This window comes from Algoriphagus namhaensis (genome assembly GCF_042649705.1).
GTDB classification, from domain to species: domain Bacteria; phylum Bacteroidota; class Bacteroidia; order Cytophagales; family Cyclobacteriaceae; genus Algoriphagus; species Algoriphagus namhaensis.
Genome location: NZ_JBHRZS010000007.1, coordinates 22,698 through 39,555, shown reverse-complemented (window position 1 = coordinate 39,555; position 16,858 = coordinate 22,698). Strand labels below are relative to the sequence as shown.

The following is a 16,858-nucleotide window of genomic DNA, read 5'->3' as shown; positions in this document are numbered from 1 at the left end:
ACCTAAAGAACAATTTTTGCGTACCTTGCGCATCCATTGATTTTACCCCAGAATGAAGACTTACCTCCGGATTTTATCTTACGCCAAACCGTACAGGCGATTTGTTCCGGTGTACATACTTTACGCCCTACTAGCCATCATTTTTGGCTTACTTAATTTTACATTACTCAAGCCCCTTTTCGATGTTATCTTTGATCAGGCTGATGCCGGGCTGATTGCTTCCTTTCAGGAAAAGCCTGATTTTTCCTTCTCTATTGGGTATTTCACGCATCTTTTCAATTACTACTTTCTACAAGTTGCTGATGAATATGGCAAACTGGGAACATTGTTTTATGTCTGTATCATTATCGTCATATCCGTCTTTTTGGCTAATTTATTTACCTACCTATCTGGAGTTGTTCTTGCCAAAGTGAGAGCAGTAGTGATCAAAGGCATGCGAACAGATATTTTTGACCAAGTCAGTTTGTTACATATTGGGTATTTTTCCAATGAACGCAAAGGTGATCTGATGTCCAAAATGACTAATGATGTACAGGAGGTGGAAAACACCATTGTACAGTCACTTCGCGTGGTCTTTCGAGAACCCGTCACGATTATCCTTTATTTCTCGGTGTTATTCTTCATGTCTGTAAAGCTTACAATCTTTACTATTATGATCATTCCTATCTCTGGAGCGATTATCGGGGGAATTACACGAAGATTGAAGAAAAAGGCCGTAGAAAGCCAGCAGTCCTTGGGAAGGATAGTCAATATTCTAGATGAAACTCTTGGCGGAATGCGGGTGATCAAGGCCTTTAATGCCGAATGGTTTATGGGCAAAAAGTTTGACCAAGAGACCAATCAATACGCAGAAGTCAATGTGAACATGGCTCGTAAAAACGAGCTAGCTTCACCCATTTCCCAATTTTTAGGTGTAAGCGTGGTTGCGGGGATCTTGGTCTACGGGGGAAGTCTAGTTCTCTCCGGCGAATCTAATTTGAGTGCAAGTGATTTCATTACATACATCATCATCTTCACTCAGGTCTTGAATCCAGCAAAAGAAATCAGTAGAGCTGTGAGCAGCATTCAGAGAGGTATTGCCTCGGCAGAGCGAATTTTTGAAGTGATCGACACGCCTTCGGAAATCAAATCCGCTGTTTCACCATTGGAGTTTAGCTCATTTGAAAAGGAGATCGAATTTAAGAATGTTAGCTTTGGATATGGGGAAGAGTTAGTGATCCGAGACGTCAGTTTCACTTTATTCAAAGGAAAAACCATCGCACTGGTAGGTCCCTCTGGAGGAGGAAAATCCACCTTGGCAGATCTCGTTCCACGATTTTATGACCCTACAAGTGGAGATTTGCTGATCGATGGAAAAAATCTAAAGGACTTGGATCTAGCAGACCTCCGCAGTCAAATGGGTATAGTCACCCAAGAGTCTATCCTCTTTAATGACACAGTTTACAACAACATCGTTTTTGGATCCAAAGGAGTAACTGAAGAGCAGGTGATCGCCGCAGCTAAAATCGCGAATGCCCATCAATTCATATCAGAAATGGAGAATGGCTATCAGACCAATATTGGCGAGCGTGGTACCAAACTTTCTGGTGGGCAGAGACAGCGACTGAGTATTGCCCGGGCAGTGTTGAAAAACCCTGCCATTCTTATTCTGGACGAGGCCACCTCTGCCTTGGATAGCGAATCTGAGCTCCTAGTACAAGAGGCCTTAACCAAACTCATGCAAAACCGCACCACGCTAGTGATTGCTCATAGACTGAGCACTATTCAGCATGCAGACGAAATCCTAGTCATCGAAAAAGGTCGAATCATCCAGCGAGGAACCCACGCTGATTTGATAAAAACTGAGGGGCTTTATCAGAAGCTTTCTAGTATTCAGTCGGTTTAGTATATTCGAACATTGAATCGCAAATAGATGAAAAAATTCACTCAAGTTCTACAGATCGTTTTACTGGTTTTCTTTGCCGCAATGACGATCTTTTTCGTTGCGTTTGACACTTTGGGTGGGCTTTTCGGTACTGCCGAAATCAGCTCTGATCAGATGGTCAAAATCATGCTTACGGGTCTTATTATATTTTTGATCACCTGGCTTTCAGCCTATTTGACGATCAAAGGACTGTCAGACAGCTTAACAAAAAAGGAAATTGAAATGAATAAACTGAAGGCCAAACTCTATGACCTCGAGCATCCAGATATTCCCCAAAAGAAGCCCGAACAAAAGAAAGAAGGTTCCGAACCTACAGCAAATCCAAGCCCTTCAGAATAATTTATCGGAGCGAGATAAAGAATTAATTTTCAAGTTTAGTATATTCAAGGAGACCTTAGGTTTCCTTTTTTTTTGATTATGGTAGCAAAAACTTTTGGCAGTGCCGTCTCAGGTGTGAATGCCAATTTGATCACAGTAGAGGTAAATGTGGGCCAAGGCACCAGTTTTTTCATGGTGGGTTTGCCAGATAGTGCTGTCAAAGAAAGTCAGCAAAGGGTAGAGAGTGCCCTGAAATATTATAACTACCGCATGCCAAGGCAAAAGGTTGTGGTCAATTTGGCACCCGCAGACATTCGTAAAGAAGGGTCGGCCTACGATTTACCCATTGCCATGGGGATCCTGCAAGCATCTGAGCAGGTTTTTTTTCCGGAGCTCGAGCAGTATGTTATCATGGGAGAACTCGCACTAGACGGAAAACTCAGACCCATCAAAGGAGTCTTGCCGATTGCGATCGAAGCACGTACTAAAGGATTCAAAGGCTTTATTCTTCCTCAAGAAAATGCCAAAGAAGCCTCCATAGTCAATAATCTAGATATCATTGGGGTGACTACCATTCAGGAAGCAGTTCTGTTTCTTTTAGGCGAGCTCGCCATCGAACCGCTAGTGACCGATACTCGAGATATTTTCTATCATTCTCAGGAAGACCCAGCCTTTGACTTTGCCGATGTTCAAGGACAAGAAAACATCAAGCGTGCCATGGAGATCGCGGCTGCTGGCGGACATAATGTGATCATGATAGGTCCTCCGGGGGCAGGAAAAACCATGCTTGCGAAGCGTCTGCCATCTATCTTACCCGCGCTTACCCTTCAAGAGGCATTGGAATCGACAAAAATTCATTCCGTGGCTGGAAAGCTAGGAGGAGATAGTTCCCTTCTTGCACGCAGGCCATTTCGCTCTCCTCATCACACGATCAGCGATGTCGCATTAGTAGGTGGAGGAGGAAATCCTCAGCCCGGAGAAATCTCTTTGGCTCACAACGGTGTGTTATTTCTAGACGAACTACCAGAATTTAAGCGGACGGTTTTAGAAGTCATGAGACAGCCTCTGGAAGAGCGAAAAGTCACGATTTCTCGGGCCAAAGTGTCCGTAGATTATCCGGCGAATTTTATGCTGATCGCAAGTATGAACCCTTGTCCATGCGGCTACTACAATCACCCGGAAAAAGAGTGTGTTTGTGGCCCAGGAATCGTCCAGCGCTATTTAAACAAAGTATCAGGCCCACTTCTTGATCGGATCGATCTTCATGTGGAAGTGACACCTGTGAAGTTTGACGAGATGACTTCCACCCGTAAAACGGAATCCAGCAAGGCTATTCGAGAGCGCGTAGAACAAGGTAGAAAACGGCAAGCCGAACGGTTCAAAAACAACCCAGAGGTCTTCTGCAATGCCATGATGCCCTCTCACATGGTCAAGCAAGTCTGCGAAATCAATGATGCTGGCAAGACACTTTTAAAAACTGCCATGGAGCGACTTGGACTTTCTGCTCGAGCTTATGACAGAATATTGAAAGTGGCTCGGACGATCGCAGACATCTCTGGATCTGAGGACATCAAGGTGGAGCATCTAGCCGAAGCTATTCAATATAGAAGCCTCGATCGCGAAGGATGGGCGGGGTGAAAATTTAATGGGTAAGTGTGACTATCGGATCTAGAGATTCCAATTTGGATGGCTTATCCGACATTATAAATGTCTCCTTCTTTACAGAGGATGACTTTATAGTTGGGTTGTACTTTTTCTATTGTTTCTGAAAAAATTTGCTCCAGCTTGGCGTCTGAATTGAGTGGGTCATGATGAAAAACTGCCAATTTTTTCACATGGCATATTTGACCAAAACTGATCGCATCTTCCATAGAACTATGTCCCCAGCCTACCTTCGTCCTATACTCTTCTTGAGTATATTCTCCGTCATGAAAAAGAAGATCTGCACCCTGAGCGAGGTCAAAGCCACTGGTCCACTCGGGTGAATTTGGGAAATCCACAGAGCCTAAAGCTGGTTCATGATCCGGCATGTACACAAAGGTCCCATGTTCATCCATCACTCTAAAACCCAAAGTAGGACCTGCGTGACAGATGTATCCACTTTTAAAATTCAGGCTTCCAATCGAGAATTCGGAATTACCAATTTCATGAATTTCGGGATGGTTCGCTAGCTCGTTTAAACGTACCGGAAAAAGCGGTGGAGAAAAGTATCGACGCAATCGAAACAAAAGTGGTTCGACACTTCCAGCCGGACCCCAAAAATGAACCTTCACATTTGGATTATAGAGTGGCTGAAAAAAACCCAAACCCATGGTATGATCGATGTGCAAATGCGTCAGGAGAATATGAATCTCCTTGACCTCTGGTCCAATAATCTTTCCTAATCGTTGGATTCCAGAGCCCCCATCCAAAATAACACACAAGTCATCTTTGATGATCTGAACACAAGATGTGTTGCCACCATATACAATATTTTCAGGCCCTGGGGAAGGCAATGATCCTCTACAACCCCAAACTTTTACTTTCATAATGGCATTGAGTTCCAAAATAATGCCATTGCCCCTAAAAAGCGCTTGGGTCTACCCTCCACTGGTATCGATGTCACATGAATGAGATGACTCTCACCCTTGAAACTTTCGATAAAAAAGGACCCATGCGCGGGCATGTGGTCGGTTAGAGTTTTTACCAAAGGCAAGTCATGAGCGCTCAATACATTGCCTTGCTCATCTTTGGGCTTAAACATGGTGGTCCATTCATCTTGGCTCATTGCTCCAGTTTCACTGAATCTAACACCAAGAATGTTTTCTGCTGGTTCATTGTAATACAACAAATTCCCTTCTGGATCGACCAAAAAAACGGGGAGACTCATCGAATCCCCAAATTGCCTCGCAAGAATTAACTCTATGGGCTGTACTGCCATTATTTACACGGATTTGATTGAAAAGTATGAGAAGTTAGTAATTATTTAATTAATTCATAATCACTATTTGGTTTTTGAATGTTATAGCCAAAGAAAAGTTTACTCATTTGAAAAAACTAACTTTCAATTAATCATATTAAACTACAAAATATTAGCTATGAAATACCTTTTAATGCTCTTGTTTCTAATTCCTATGACCGTTTTCTCACAAGATAAAATCCCTACATCATCAGGAGATATTGTGATTCATCCTATTCTACATGGTACTTTAGTGCTGGAGTTTAATGGGAGTGTCATCTATGTGGACCCTTATGGAGGGGCTGAAGTTTTCGAAGGACAAAAAAAACCAGATTTTGTCTTAATCACGGATATCCATGGAGATCATCACAATCAGAATACGTTGGATGCCCTAGATCTGTCTAATGCAACCATTATTGCGCCTCAGGCTGTAGTGGATAAACTTCCGAAAGATAGGTACTCTACAATCATCACTTTAGGAAACGGTGAAGAAAGGAATCTTAAATCTTTTGCTGTGCAAGCCATACCCATGTACAATCTCCCAGAAACCGACGACAGCCGTCATCCAAAAGGCCGAGGAAATGGCTATGTGTTGAAGATGGCAGACCGCACACTTTACATTTCTGGAGATACGGAAGATATTCCGGAAATGAGAGCCTTAAAAAATATAGACGTTGCCTTTGTGTGTATGAATCTGCCTTATACGATGAGTGTGGAGCAGGCAGCAAATGCGGTAGCTGAATTTCAACCATCTATCGTTTACCCGTATCATTACCGTGGTACTGACGGCTTAAGTGATGTGAGCAAATTTGAGAGCCTCGTGAACTCTGAGGCACAAGCAACCGAGGTGCGACTTCGTAATTGGTATCCAGAAAACTAAGATTAAAGAGGTTGTCTCAAAAGTAAGGTTTGTCATATTGATCCCGACGGTGGTACGAAGTCGACATGTTATCCAGAAAGATGGAAACCGGCTTCTACTTCGCTCAGGCTGACAAAAAAACTATTTATGGGACGACCTCTTTTTTTTATCAAGGCTTAATATACGTCTTGAATCTCGTAGTGAATTCCGTTAAAATCAAACTTATCCCCAACCTTTTTTCCTCTTAGGCTCTGAAAAATGGGCGCCTTGGTGGATAATCCAAAAATGTCTTGACCATTCACCTCAACCTGCTCAATCGAAACGCTGATGAAAAAAGTCCGCTGATTGGTAACCACCACTGCTCCTGGAGCTACCTGCGAAATCTCTGAGTTTGGGTCTATCCCTTGTAAAATCTCAAGCTCTTCCTTCAAAAATCCCACTTCACTCTCATATCGCTGAAGTACTTCTGTCCGCTCAGCAGCACTTGAATCTCCTTGACTTGGTGTCTCATTGTGAGAATAGATTTCTTTTTTGAGTGCAGAGATTTCTTTCTCAAAATCTTCAATTTCCAATTGCTGCTTAATTATGCAAGCATGAATAATGCTGGATTTTTCGGGTCGTTTTGGCATTTTTCTAAATTTTAGTCATGCAAGGATACAATTTGATGGCCATTTAAAATATGACAATTATCAGTCACCAAAAAGAGTATTGAGCTATGACCATCTTCATTATTAGGCATTTTGCCCGATCGGAAAGATTGTGAAGAAACTTAGTTAATTTACTAGCCTGATGGCCAACATGTTATTTCACTTTTGGCAAATGGGCCCATCTTCTACGATGAAGACGAGTCCATTCCCAGCACAATCATGGAATTGTTTAAGTTGATTTCAAAATAAATTGATCCCTATGAGACATAAATCACAAAGTTTCGGGAAATTGAAGCATATCTTCGACTTAAACTGAAAACTATGAAAAAGCTGATTCTATTTTCCTTGGTCCTCGTTTTTGCTGTAGCCTGCAACTCAAAAACTTCAAACCAGACAGAAGTTCAGACCGAAAGCACCGCTCCAGCGGGTGTAATCGAAAATGTAAATCCGGAGCAATTTAAAGCACTTCTGGACCAAAATACTGTCATCTTACTCGATGTGCGAACTGGCCCAGAAGTAGATCAAGGCTATATCGAGGGTGCTGTAAACATTGATTTACAAAGCCCTGATTTCAAGGATAAACTCAGTTCCCTAGACCCTAAGCAACCAGTTTTGGTCTATTGTGCAGCAGGAATGCGCAGTCAAAGCGCTGCCCAAATTATGGAAGAGCTTGGTTTTACCAAAGTCTACAATCTAGAAAAGGGTATAGGCAGCTGGACCGCTTCAGGATACGAACTCGTGAAATAAGAGATTGATCCTAATCCTTTAAAGCTTGATCTAGGTCCTCCAATAGATCCTCCAAATGTTCCAGTCCCACCGATACCCGAATGAGGTTTGGTGGGGTTTTGGTATCTGGACCCTCAGAAGCTGCACGACGTTCTATCAAGCTCTCCACACCACCGAGGCTTGTGGCATTAGTGAAATAGTGGAGTTTGGAAATTACTCGATCGGCAGCCTCTGCACCATCTTTCACCAAAAAAGATAAAATCCCTCCAAAGCCACTCATTTGCTTTGCCGCGATATGATGTCCGGGATGAGCGATTAGACCTGGATAATATACGCCCTCTACAGCGGGGTGCTGAGCAAGATAGGTCGCCAACTGACCCGCATGGTCCGCATGGCCTTTCATTCGATAGGGCAAAGTCTTGATACTCCGGCACAAATAATAGCAATCCATTGGAGATGGCACTGCCCCTCCTACTTTTTGGACATTACGGATTTTTTCCCAAAAAGCATTTTTGGTTTTGGTGATTAGGGCTCCGCCCAAAATATCACTATGTCCTCCAAAATATTTGGTACTGCTGTGCATCACTAGGTCAGCCCCCAATCGAAGAGGATTCTGAAACACTGGTGTGGCAAATGTATTGTCACAAGCCACCATTGCTTTTTTATCATGTGCCAAACGGGCAATTTCTGCGATATCAGAAATTTTGAGCAGAGGATTAGAAGGAGTTTCTATCCAAACTAGTCTTGTGTTTGACCGAAAGGCTGACTCTACTTCATCAAGGTTGGTCATATCCACAAAAGTGACCTCCAAGACTCCGGCAAAAAGCTGGGTGATGGCATTGCGCAGACCATGGTACATGTCATCCGGGGCGATCAGATGCGAGCCCGGCTCCAAAGCCTGAAAAACAGAAACCCCAGCAGCGTTGCCCGAAGAAAAAGCCGCCGCATCCTCACCTCCTTCAAGTTTAGCCAGTAAGCCTTCCAGCGCGGCACGATTGGGATTATTCGCTCTGGAATAGATCATAGAATCCTCCTGATGAACAAAAGTGGTACTTAAAGTGATGGGTTGAATCGCCGGCTTCTCTGAGTCGGTTACTACATTGCCACCATGAATCGCGAGGGTTTCTAATCGCATATTATTTGCTGATTTCTTTTTTCTTGTGTAGGAAAAATACCACTATTTTCTCGCAGATTAAAATGAGATAGAATTGCTAATTTCCATTGTTTTAATACAACCAGAGAGAATTGTGGCCGAGATTGAATTGTGAAGTAAAGTTAAAACCGGAGTTATTTCCGGTTTTTTTTATTCCCTTTCCAACTTTTACACCTTGAGTCTACTCTTTTGAATAGATAGCCAGAAAAATGAAACAAACTCCACTCAACTCAAAACTGATTAGCCAAGTGATTCTTAACGATCGACAAGCCCAGTTTCAGTTGTTTGAACTCACCAAAAAAATGGTTTACTCACTGGCCTATCGAGTATTGAATGATGAAGACGAAGCGCACGATGTATTGCAAGATACGTATGTCGAGGTTTTTCAGAATATTCAAAAACTATCCCATCCGGAGGCATTGGTCTCATGGATGAAAACGATCACAGCGAGGAAGGCCATTCAGCGAAATAAAAGGCGATTGAACTTCGAGACTTTAGATCAGGCCGAAAATTCATCCGACGATTTTGAGTCTTGGTTTGATGCCGAGATACTCGAGCAAGCCATACTTAGTCTCCCAGATGGAGCACGAGCCGTCTTTGTACTAGTAGCCGTGGAAGGCTATGCACATAAAGAATGTGGGGAAATTCTTGGAATCAGCGAAAGCACTTCCAAGTCTCAATATAGCTATGCAAAAGGTTTGCTTCGAACAAGAATTACTAAACTCTTGCAGGCATGAAAAAGAACTGGAAAGAATATAGCCCTAAAGACAATGCTTGGGAGAAAATCATGCAAAAGCAGGACTTTGACGCCCAACTGGAGCAAAACTTAAAAAAGCTCCCGAAGCATAATCCTTCAGATTTTGTTTGGGGCAGAATCGAGCAAACGCTTGAAAAGAAAAAACGCGGTCTAATCTGGCCACCTTTCTTGATTGCAGCCTCCCTGACTGGATTGTTTCTTTTGGCTTTCTATCTAATCCGGCAAGGAGCTGTAGTCTTGGACTCAGAGCAAATTCCCCGGGAGATTTTGGCTGAAGGCCCGATGATAGAGCAGAAGGAGCCAAGGGTCCAAGACGAGCTGAAAGAGGTACAGTCTTTTGTGAATGAATCCAAACCGGTACAGCAGGTGAAAAAATCATTGAATCGTGAGCCCGTGAAACCCATTCAAGTACCAAACGCTGATTTAACGATCAGCCGAAAACTAACTCCCACACCACTACATCTCGAACCGCGAAATCAGTATATCCCAAGTGAATCAGATCCAAGAGAAACCTACCATCGCGTGGCAATCTCATGGGGACTCAAAGAAAAAACCAAACTCAAATTAGGGTCGCAATCCGGTGAATGGCTGAACGACGATAAAGCACTAACAGCACAAGAGAAAACTAAACCAACTAAAAACCCACTTAAATTCATTATCAAATGAAAAATCTAACCACCACCTTTATTTTATTCCTCGCCTTAGCAATGAATTCTTTCGCACAGGACTTAAAAAACCCCTTAAAAGGAAATGATCTAATCTGGGCTGACACCTATTATCCAATCACCGATACCCTGGTTTTCGATTTGCCAAATGAGGGCTCTCTTGTCCTTTATTACAACAATGAGGAACATTCAGATGAGTCTTTGACGAAGGTGATCGGGCCTATTTTAGAAAAAGCAACCGACTTCCCTGAATTCAAATCACTGGCCTATCGACTAAATGAAAACTATGCTGGAACAAGCTTAAAAAACGTGACTTACGACATTGAGGCAAATTATGTACCCTATCTGGAAAGTATTGAGCTGACTTTTCCCGTGGGCATAGACTTTACGGGCGGTGATTTCACACCTACAGTGGGATTGCGAACGCATCTCAATTTGCGCCAATTTTCCATTGGAGGAGCCATCAGCAATACGGTGTTTTTCCCGGAACGAATTGATGGCAATGTGAAGGTGAATAGCAACTGGTTTGTTGATGCCGAGTTCGCTTGGGAGTTTGGCAATGTGCAAAAGGACCGAAGAAACACAATTGGAGTCGGGTATCTACTCAATGAAGGAAACAGTCAATTATTCTCTGGCACTACAATGCGAGCTTTTTACAATCGAAAGCTTAGTAAAAATATCTCCATTCAAGTAGGTGTCATCGCAACAGAAAATTTCAAAACTTTCTATCCTACTATTGGAGTTCGATTCTGGTAATAAAAAGAGGCTGGATCTTTTTTAGAAATCCAGCCTTTTTCTTTTTTATCTGATTCTATCGACTGATCGGACCAGAGCTTCATCCTTTCGGATAAATCGATTAGCCAGCATATTCATCACCATCGCTCCCAAAATAGCCCAAAAGCCTACTCCATAACTACCAGACTCCTGTACTCCAAGCGCAGTGACCATTCCATTGGTAGTAATAAAAATGGCGGCAACCAGACCTACCATCAAAAGGGAATTGATCATATTGATCATCATCTGTTTACCTCTGTTTTTATACTGAAAAATAGAAACAAAAGCCAAAGTCATTACTATCGCCGCAATGGCGCCGATGTACCATTTTACGGTAGTTTCAGTGATTTCACCATCCACAGAATAGCGATCCATGGTAAAGGCGGTCAGTTCATAAGATCCCTCCACTCCTGGAATGACTGGTAAAGTCCAAAGAGGTAAAATTAGTGTAAGCACCATGGCTACACCCACTAGAAAGAGAAATACAGATTGAATTCGCTGAAGCATAGGGATATTTTTTTTGCAAAGAAAAGACCTAATTCCATCAATACCAAGTGAAGGGAATGCCACTCACAATTGAAGATGAAGTGTATCTTTGTGGCCGATGTCCACACACAAAAGGTATTTCTTAGAATTAAGCTACTTGGGGAAGCCCTTTCATGGATGGCAAGTTCAGGAAAATGCCGTGTCCATTCAGGGTTTTATTGAGGAGGCATTGACGACCTACCTCAAGGAAAAAACTACTATCCAAGGCAGTGGGCGTACGGATACTGGGGTAAATGCAAGTTTTCAAGTTTGTCACTTCGAGACTCACGTTGAGTTTGAAAAAGAAAGACTCATCCGAGGCTTGAATGGTATTTTGCCCAAAGAAATAGCCATTCACGCGATACGACAGGTCAAGCCTGATGCGCATGCCCGTTTTGATGCTATAAAGCGGTCTTATACGTATCGAATTATTTTCCGTAAAAATCCATTTTTGGAAAATCAAGCATGGCTCAACTTCACCGCTCCTCCAAATGTAGAGCTGATGAATCAGGCTGCAGCGTATCTTTTGGAATACGATGACTTTGAGTGCTTTAGCAAAGTACACACCGAGGTGAAGCATTTCCGTTGTCAAATATTCTCTGCATTTTGGGAACAAAAGGAGGGCGAATTGTTATTTCATATAACTGCCAATCGATTCCTTCGTGGAATGGTTCGTGCAATAGTCGGGACATTGTTGGAAATTGGCCAAGGGAAACGATCCCTGGAAGAAATGCCAAAAATCATCGAATCAAAAAGTCGAAGCCAAGCCGGTAAAGCCGCACCCGCTTCAGGACTTTTTTTAAGTAATGTGACATACCCAGACGAAATCTATCTAGATTAGAACACTTTGAGTTTAGAAAAAGAAAAAACATCCACCGGCGAGATAGTCGACACCCAAGTACTGAAGAAGCTCTACTCCTTTGTAAAGCCCTATCAGTTTCAATTCTATTCTTTGATTTTTTTGACGGTGTTTCTCGCTATTCTAGCTCCAACACGCCCCTATTTCATCCAAGTCGCAATTGATGACTACGTAGCAGTGGGCGACACCGCTGGGCTCTATCAGATTATGCTAGTGCTGGTTGGACTGATGATTTTGCAGGCATTTGTGCAGTGGGCGCATACCTTCTATTCAGGGTGGATTGGCCAGGTAATCATTCGAGATATTCGGACGATGTTATATCGTCACCTACTTAAGTTAAAGCTCCAGTTTTTTGACAATACGCCGATTGGCAGACTCGTAACCCGGAATATTTCAGATATAGAAACGCTTGCTGATGTATTTAGTGAAGGTTTAGCCGCCATTATCGGCGATTTGCTGCAGTTAGTCACGATTTTGGGAGTGATGTTCTACATCGATTGGAAGTTAACCTTGGTCAGCCTTTGCACCTTACCTCTTATGGTCATATCCACATATGTCTTTAAGGAGAAAATTAAGGTCACCTTTAACGACGTGCGAAATGCGGTTTCCAATCTAAACTCCTTTTTGCAAGAGCATATTACCGGAATGAATATCGTTCAGATCTTCAACCGCGAACAACGGGAATATGAAAAATTCCAAGAAATAAATCGAGAGCACCGGAACGCTCACATCAAATCAGTACTCTATTATTCAATCTATTTCCCCGTAGCAGAAATCATCCAGGCCATTGGAATCGGATTAGTAGTGTGGTATGGAGCCGTTGAGGTTTTAAGAATGGAGCTTCAGATCGGAGTATTGATTTCCTTTATCATGTATCTGCAGCTTTTTTTCAGACCTATCCGGATGATCGCTGACAGGTTTAATACCCTACAAATGGGTGTGGTGAGTTCTTCAAGAATTTTTAAGCTACTGGATAGTAATGAACACATTGCAGACAATGGACATCATAATCCAGAAAAGATTTCAGGCTCTATCAAGCTAGAGAATGTTTGGTTCGCTTACGTGGATGATCAATACGTCCTGCGGAATATCAACTTCGAGGTAAAACCCGGAGAGACCGTTGCACTGGTTGGCGCAACAGGAGCTGGAAAATCATCCATTATCAATTTGCTCTCGAGGTTTTATGAGATCAATAAAGGATCCATACTTATGGACGGGGTGGACATCCGAAAGTATGAGTTGGAAGTATTGAGAAAGCACATTGGAGTAGTACTTCAAGACGTTTTTCTTTTCTCAAATACAATTTACTACAATATCACCTTGGGTAATCCGTCTATCACACGGGAACAAGTGATGCAGGCTGCTGAAATGGTCGGAGCCAAGAAATTCATTGAGCGACTGCCAGGAGGTTTGGATTACAATGTGATGGAAAGAGGCGCAACGCTTTCAGTAGGCCAGAGGCAACTTGTCTCCTTTGTTCGAGCAATGGTTTACAATCCTGAAATAATCATTCTGGATGAGGCTACTAGCTCGGTGGACACTGAGACCGAGGAGCTAATCCAAGAGTCTATTGAAAAAATGATGAAAGGCCGTACCTCAATTGTAATTGCTCACAGGCTTTCCACTATTCAAAAAGCAGACAAAATCATTGTGCTGCACAAGGGTGAAATCGTAGAATCTGGCACTCATGAAGATTTACTCGATTTAGGTGGCTATTACACCCAGCTCCATCAAATGCAACTCAAGAGTTTGGCAATCTAGCCTGATTCTTGCTTTTGTACCCCTCAAAAAATACATATTGTGAAAAGAATTAGTATCATATTTTTTTTAGTATTCCCCCTTGTATCCTTCGCTCAAGAAAGAGGAATTGGTCTCCGATTAGGAGAACCTTTTTCTGTTACCTATAAGGATTTCATTAGTGACTATGTTTCTTTTGAGGCGATGATCGGTAGCGCCGGAGTGAATAGCAGCTCGTATTATCTTCGAGATTTTGAAAACAATCCGCCTGAAGCCAACTCTTTTCATCAAAGCAATTCCGCAAAAAAAGGGCTTTCAATCAATGCCCGGATGGCTTATCATGAAGACTTTACCGATGCCTTTGGTATTACTCAGGGTTATCTTTTGGTGTATGGAGGAGCTGGCGCACAATTCCGGTCGAATAGAGTCACCTATCTATACACTGTACAAACGGTGAATACCGGAGCCGTACCCAAGCAAGAGGACCGAACCAATGTTGATTTCGGACCGGAAGTATTTGCAGGCCTAGAATACTATTTTGACGATGTACCTCTCAATGTTTTTGTCGAGGGGGGAATTTTTCTGGAGTTATTGGATCGTGTAGGGCATTTGAAGGGACAAGGCGGCATCGGAGTGCGCTATATTTTCTGATTATGAAAAAAAGACTGACTGTCATTGCGATTGCTCTAGCAATCCTAGCGGGGCTTGGCTACTGGCTTTACGATAGGCTAGGCGGTACAAATCCGATCCAGATATCCGTGGTAAATACAAATCCACCTACTTTAATTGGCATGACCTACGAAGGGACTCCACAGGATGAAGGATTAGGAGAAACATTTGCAAAAATAGAAGCCATCTTGAGTACCCAACCCGGTAAAAAACTCCACACCATTTACGAAGTGGAGCCTGCTGGAAAACTAGACACCATGCGTGTTTTTGTGGGATTGGAAGGTATTCAGGTGGACTCTTTGGAAGTCAGAAGATTTACGGAAGATTCGTTTTTGATCGCCTCCTTGGAGGCAAACCGATGGGTAATGCCAGGTCCTGCGAAGGTTCAGCAAAAGCTGAAAGAGTATGCTGAAGCCAATAACATAGCCTTGACCGGGGTATTTATCGATAAGATTCTTTCAGAAGATAAGGTGCAAGTAATCGCACCAATTGCCCGATCAAAATAGCCTATCAGAGGTTTAATTGACTATTGAATACAATATTTTATTTAGCCAACCTATTTGAAGCTTTTATCGTTTTCTAAAAAAATCACCAAATTTTATTCTATGAAAAGATTACTCTCAATTTTCAGCTTGCTAGCTTTAGTTGTCTTCCAAGCATGTGAAGGACCCGTAGGTCCAGAAGGCCCAATTGGACCACAGGGTCCTCAAGGGATTCAAGGTACACCTGGCCAGGATGGTGTCAATATAGTCGGGACAACTTATGAAGCGGAGGCTAATTTCAGTGCTGAAAACGAATATGGAGAAGTTTTTGACTTTCCAGAAGAGCTCTTCGAAGGGGATGTAGTTCTGGTTTACAGGCTTGTTGGAGTTTTTGAAGATAGGCCTATCTGGAGGCAATTGCCCCAAACCGTCTTTTTAGAGGATGGCATTCTTATGTACAATTTCGATTTTACGGTTTTGGATTTCGCAGTTTTTCTAGATGGAACAACAGATTTCTCGCTTCTTGGACCAGAATGGACGGACGAGCAAATTTTTAGGATAGTAGTGGTCCCATCCGACTTCCCTTCAGGAAGAATAGATTTCTCAGACTATGAAGCAGTGACCACTTGGCTAAATATCAAAGAAGAGGACTTCGTCAAGATCACCTCGAAATAAATACATATTACTAAACCAACTAACTACCCCCCCACAGGAATTGAGCATGTTTCAATTCCTGTTTTTTTATGTTTTGATTTTTCGAAGCAAATAAAATTTGGCTACTATCTTTGTGCCATGCAATTGGAAAATGATTTGTTGCTACGAGCAGCCAAAGGAGAAAAAGTAGAGCGAACCCCAGTATGGCTCATGAGACAAGCTGGGCGTATTTTGCCTGAATACCGAGCAGTTCGTGCCTCAGTTTCAGGGTTTATCGAATTGGCACAGACTCCTGAGCTAGCCGCAGAAGTGACTATCCAACCTGTAGATATTTTGGAAGTGGATGCTGCGATCATTTTTTCCGATATTTTGGTGATCCCAGAAGCAATGGGACTTCCTTATGAGATGGTTGAAAAGCGGGGGCCATGGTTTCCAGAAACTGTAAAATCAGAATCAGACCTTAAAAAACTTCGAATCGCTGATGGTGTCAATGATCTCAGCTATGTCATTGATGCGATCAAAATCACCAAGAAAAATCTCGCAGGTCGTGTACCGCTAATTGGGTTTGCAGGTGCACCTTGGACTATTTTTGCTTATATGATCGAAGGCAGCGGTAGTAAGACTTTTTCCAAAGCGAGAGCTATGCTTTACACGGAGCCAGCGCTCTCCCACCGACTACTCCAGATGATCACCGATAGTACCATCAACTATCTGAAAGCACAAATAGAAGCTGGAGCAGATCTAGTTCAAATATTCGACAGCTGGGCCGGAATCCTAGGTCCAGAGCAATACGAAGAGTTTTCACTTAGCTATATTCGACAGATCTGTGATACCATTGATGATGTCCCAAAAACGGTTTTTGCCAAAGGGGCTTCCTTTGCACTAGGAGCTATGGCTAATCTGAATTGTGAAACGATAGGGCTGGATTGGAATATGGAAATTTCGACGTCAAGGTCCTTGATCGGTATGAATAAAACCCTGCAAGGGAATCTAGACCCTGCTGCACTTTATGGAAATGAGGATCAGGTTAGAACTGCCACAAGAAAGATGATGGAACAGTTCAAGGGTACGCGACACATCGCTAACCTTGGCCATGGAGTATATCCTGACATAGATCCCGAAAAAGTGAAAGTCTTCATCGAAACGGTGAAAAACTTTCGATAATTCACGG

19 protein-coding genes are annotated in these 16,858 nt (G+C 42.7%); 14 read left to right on the top strand and 5 right to left on the bottom strand.

The genetic code is table 11. The features are described 5' to 3' along the window. Positions 1–52: 52 nt before the first annotated feature. The 3 genes from ACFOSV_RS08500 to ACFOSV_RS08490 all read left to right on the top strand — a co-directional run bounded on the left by ACFOSV_RS08500 (position 53) and on the right by ACFOSV_RS08490 (position 3,880). The gene (locus ACFOSV_RS08500) at positions 53–1,885 is read left to right on the top strand and encodes an ABC transporter ATP-binding protein (RefSeq protein ID WP_377905409.1); all 1,833 of its coding nucleotides are present in this window, start codon (positions 53–55) and stop codon (positions 1,883–1,885) included. Between the two features lie 27 nt (positions 1,886–1,912). Continuing rightward, positions 1,913–2,263 (top strand): hypothetical protein, encoded by a 351-nt coding sequence (locus ACFOSV_RS08495; RefSeq protein WP_377905407.1) that lies wholly within the window; start codon positions 1,913–1,915, stop codon positions 2,261–2,263. 78 nt (positions 2,264–2,341) lie between these two features. Continuing rightward, positions 2,342–3,880 carry a YifB family Mg chelatase-like AAA ATPase gene (locus ACFOSV_RS08490; protein WP_377905405.1) on the top strand — a complete coding sequence of 513 codons (1,539 nt, stop codon included), beginning with the start codon at positions 2,342–2,344 and terminating at the stop codon, positions 3,878–3,880. A gap of 53 nt (positions 3,881–3,933) precedes the next feature. Here ACFOSV_RS08490 and ACFOSV_RS08485 read toward each other — a convergent pair whose 3' ends face one another. Beyond that, complete coding sequence (locus tag ACFOSV_RS08485) at positions 3,934–4,770, bottom strand: MBL fold metallo-hydrolase (RefSeq protein ID WP_377905403.1); 837 nt, start codon at positions 4,768–4,770, stop codon at positions 3,934–3,936. Then, on the bottom strand, positions 4,767–5,162 hold the full coding sequence (locus ACFOSV_RS08480) for a hypothetical protein (RefSeq protein ID WP_377905401.1): 396 nt from the start codon (positions 5,160–5,162) through the stop codon (positions 4,767–4,769). Before ACFOSV_RS08480 ends, ACFOSV_RS08485 begins: the two co-directional genes overlap by 4 nt. Positions 5,163–5,319: 157 nt before the next feature. Here ACFOSV_RS08480 and ACFOSV_RS08475 point away from each other — a divergent pair, with 157 nt between their 5' ends. Continuing rightward, a complete protein-coding gene (locus tag ACFOSV_RS08475) occupies positions 5,320–6,060 on the top strand; it encodes an MBL fold metallo-hydrolase (RefSeq protein WP_377905399.1) in 741 nt (246 codons plus the stop codon). Between the two features lie 155 nt (positions 6,061–6,215). Here the strand turns inward: ACFOSV_RS08475 and ACFOSV_RS08470 are convergent, their stop codons facing one another. Further along, on the bottom strand, positions 6,216–6,668 hold the full coding sequence (locus ACFOSV_RS08470; RefSeq protein WP_377905397.1) for a hypothetical protein: 453 nt from the start codon (positions 6,666–6,668) through the stop codon (positions 6,216–6,218). A 339-nt stretch (positions 6,669–7,007) separates the two neighbouring features. On the opposite strand from ACFOSV_RS08470, the gene ACFOSV_RS08465 reads away from it, so the two are divergent. Beyond that, positions 7,008–7,433 (top strand): rhodanese-like domain-containing protein, encoded by a 426-nt coding sequence (locus ACFOSV_RS08465; RefSeq protein WP_377905395.1) that lies wholly within the window; start codon positions 7,008–7,010, stop codon positions 7,431–7,433. A 10-nt stretch (positions 7,434–7,443) separates the two neighbouring features. Here ACFOSV_RS08465 and ACFOSV_RS08460 read toward each other — a convergent pair whose 3' ends face one another. Beyond that, complete coding sequence (locus ACFOSV_RS08460) at positions 7,444–8,547, bottom strand: trans-sulfuration enzyme family protein (protein ID WP_377905393.1); 1,104 nt, start codon at positions 8,545–8,547, stop codon at positions 7,444–7,446. A gap of 227 nt (positions 8,548–8,774) precedes the next feature. Here ACFOSV_RS08460 and ACFOSV_RS08455 point away from each other — a divergent pair, with 227 nt between their 5' ends. Genes ACFOSV_RS08455 through ACFOSV_RS08445 form a run of 3 tightly spaced genes read left to right on the top strand, consistent with a single transcriptional unit; the run spans position 8,775 to position 10,743 of the window. After that, a complete protein-coding gene (locus tag ACFOSV_RS08455) occupies positions 8,775–9,302 on the top strand; it encodes an RNA polymerase sigma factor (protein ID WP_377905391.1) in 528 nt (175 codons plus the stop codon). Further along, complete coding sequence (locus ACFOSV_RS08450) at positions 9,299–9,988, top strand: hypothetical protein (protein ID WP_377905389.1); 690 nt, start codon at positions 9,299–9,301, stop codon at positions 9,986–9,988. Before ACFOSV_RS08455 ends, ACFOSV_RS08450 begins: the two co-directional genes overlap by 4 nt. Beyond that, positions 9,985–10,743 carry a hypothetical protein gene (locus tag ACFOSV_RS08445; protein ID WP_377905387.1) on the top strand — a complete coding sequence of 253 codons (759 nt, stop codon included), beginning with the start codon at positions 9,985–9,987 and terminating at the stop codon, positions 10,741–10,743. The genes ACFOSV_RS08450 and ACFOSV_RS08445 overlap by 4 nt, the downstream gene beginning before the upstream one ends. A gap of 45 nt (positions 10,744–10,788) precedes the next feature. Here ACFOSV_RS08445 and ACFOSV_RS08440 read toward each other — a convergent pair whose 3' ends face one another. Beyond that, entirely contained in the window at positions 10,789–11,268 is a 480-nt protein-coding gene (locus ACFOSV_RS08440) for a DUF4293 domain-containing protein (RefSeq protein WP_377905385.1), read from the bottom strand. Between the two features lie 97 nt (positions 11,269–11,365). Here ACFOSV_RS08440 and truA point away from each other — a divergent pair, with 97 nt between their 5' ends. The 6 genes from truA to hemE all read left to right on the top strand — a co-directional run bounded on the left by truA (position 11,366) and on the right by hemE (position 16,851). Next, positions 11,366–12,127, top strand: coding sequence for a tRNA pseudouridine(38-40) synthase TruA (gene truA / locus ACFOSV_RS08435; RefSeq protein ID WP_377905383.1), 762 nt, complete (start codon positions 11,366–11,368; stop codon positions 12,125–12,127). Between the two features lie 6 nt (positions 12,128–12,133). Continuing rightward, positions 12,134–13,906: an ABC transporter ATP-binding protein gene (locus tag ACFOSV_RS08430; protein WP_377905381.1), complete on the top strand. Its 1,773-nt coding sequence runs from the start codon at positions 12,134–12,136 to the stop codon at positions 13,904–13,906. Between the two features lie 39 nt (positions 13,907–13,945). After that, positions 13,946–14,533, top strand: a complete 588-nt coding sequence (locus tag ACFOSV_RS08425) for a hypothetical protein (protein ID WP_377905379.1) — start codon at positions 13,946–13,948, stop codon at positions 14,531–14,533. Positions 14,534–14,535: 2 nt separating this feature from the next. Further along, positions 14,536–15,057 (top strand): hypothetical protein, encoded by a 522-nt coding sequence (locus tag ACFOSV_RS08420; protein WP_377905377.1) that lies wholly within the window; start codon positions 14,536–14,538, stop codon positions 15,055–15,057. Positions 15,058–15,156: 99 nt separating this feature from the next. Further along, positions 15,157–15,708 carry a collagen-like triple helix repeat-containing protein gene (locus ACFOSV_RS08415; protein WP_377905375.1) on the top strand — a complete coding sequence of 184 codons (552 nt, stop codon included), beginning with the start codon at positions 15,157–15,159 and terminating at the stop codon, positions 15,706–15,708. A gap of 117 nt (positions 15,709–15,825) precedes the next feature. After that, positions 15,826–16,851, top strand: coding sequence for a uroporphyrinogen decarboxylase (hemE, locus tag ACFOSV_RS08410; protein ID WP_377905373.1), 1,026 nt, complete (start codon positions 15,826–15,828; stop codon positions 16,849–16,851). Positions 16,852–16,858 lie beyond the last annotated feature (7 nt).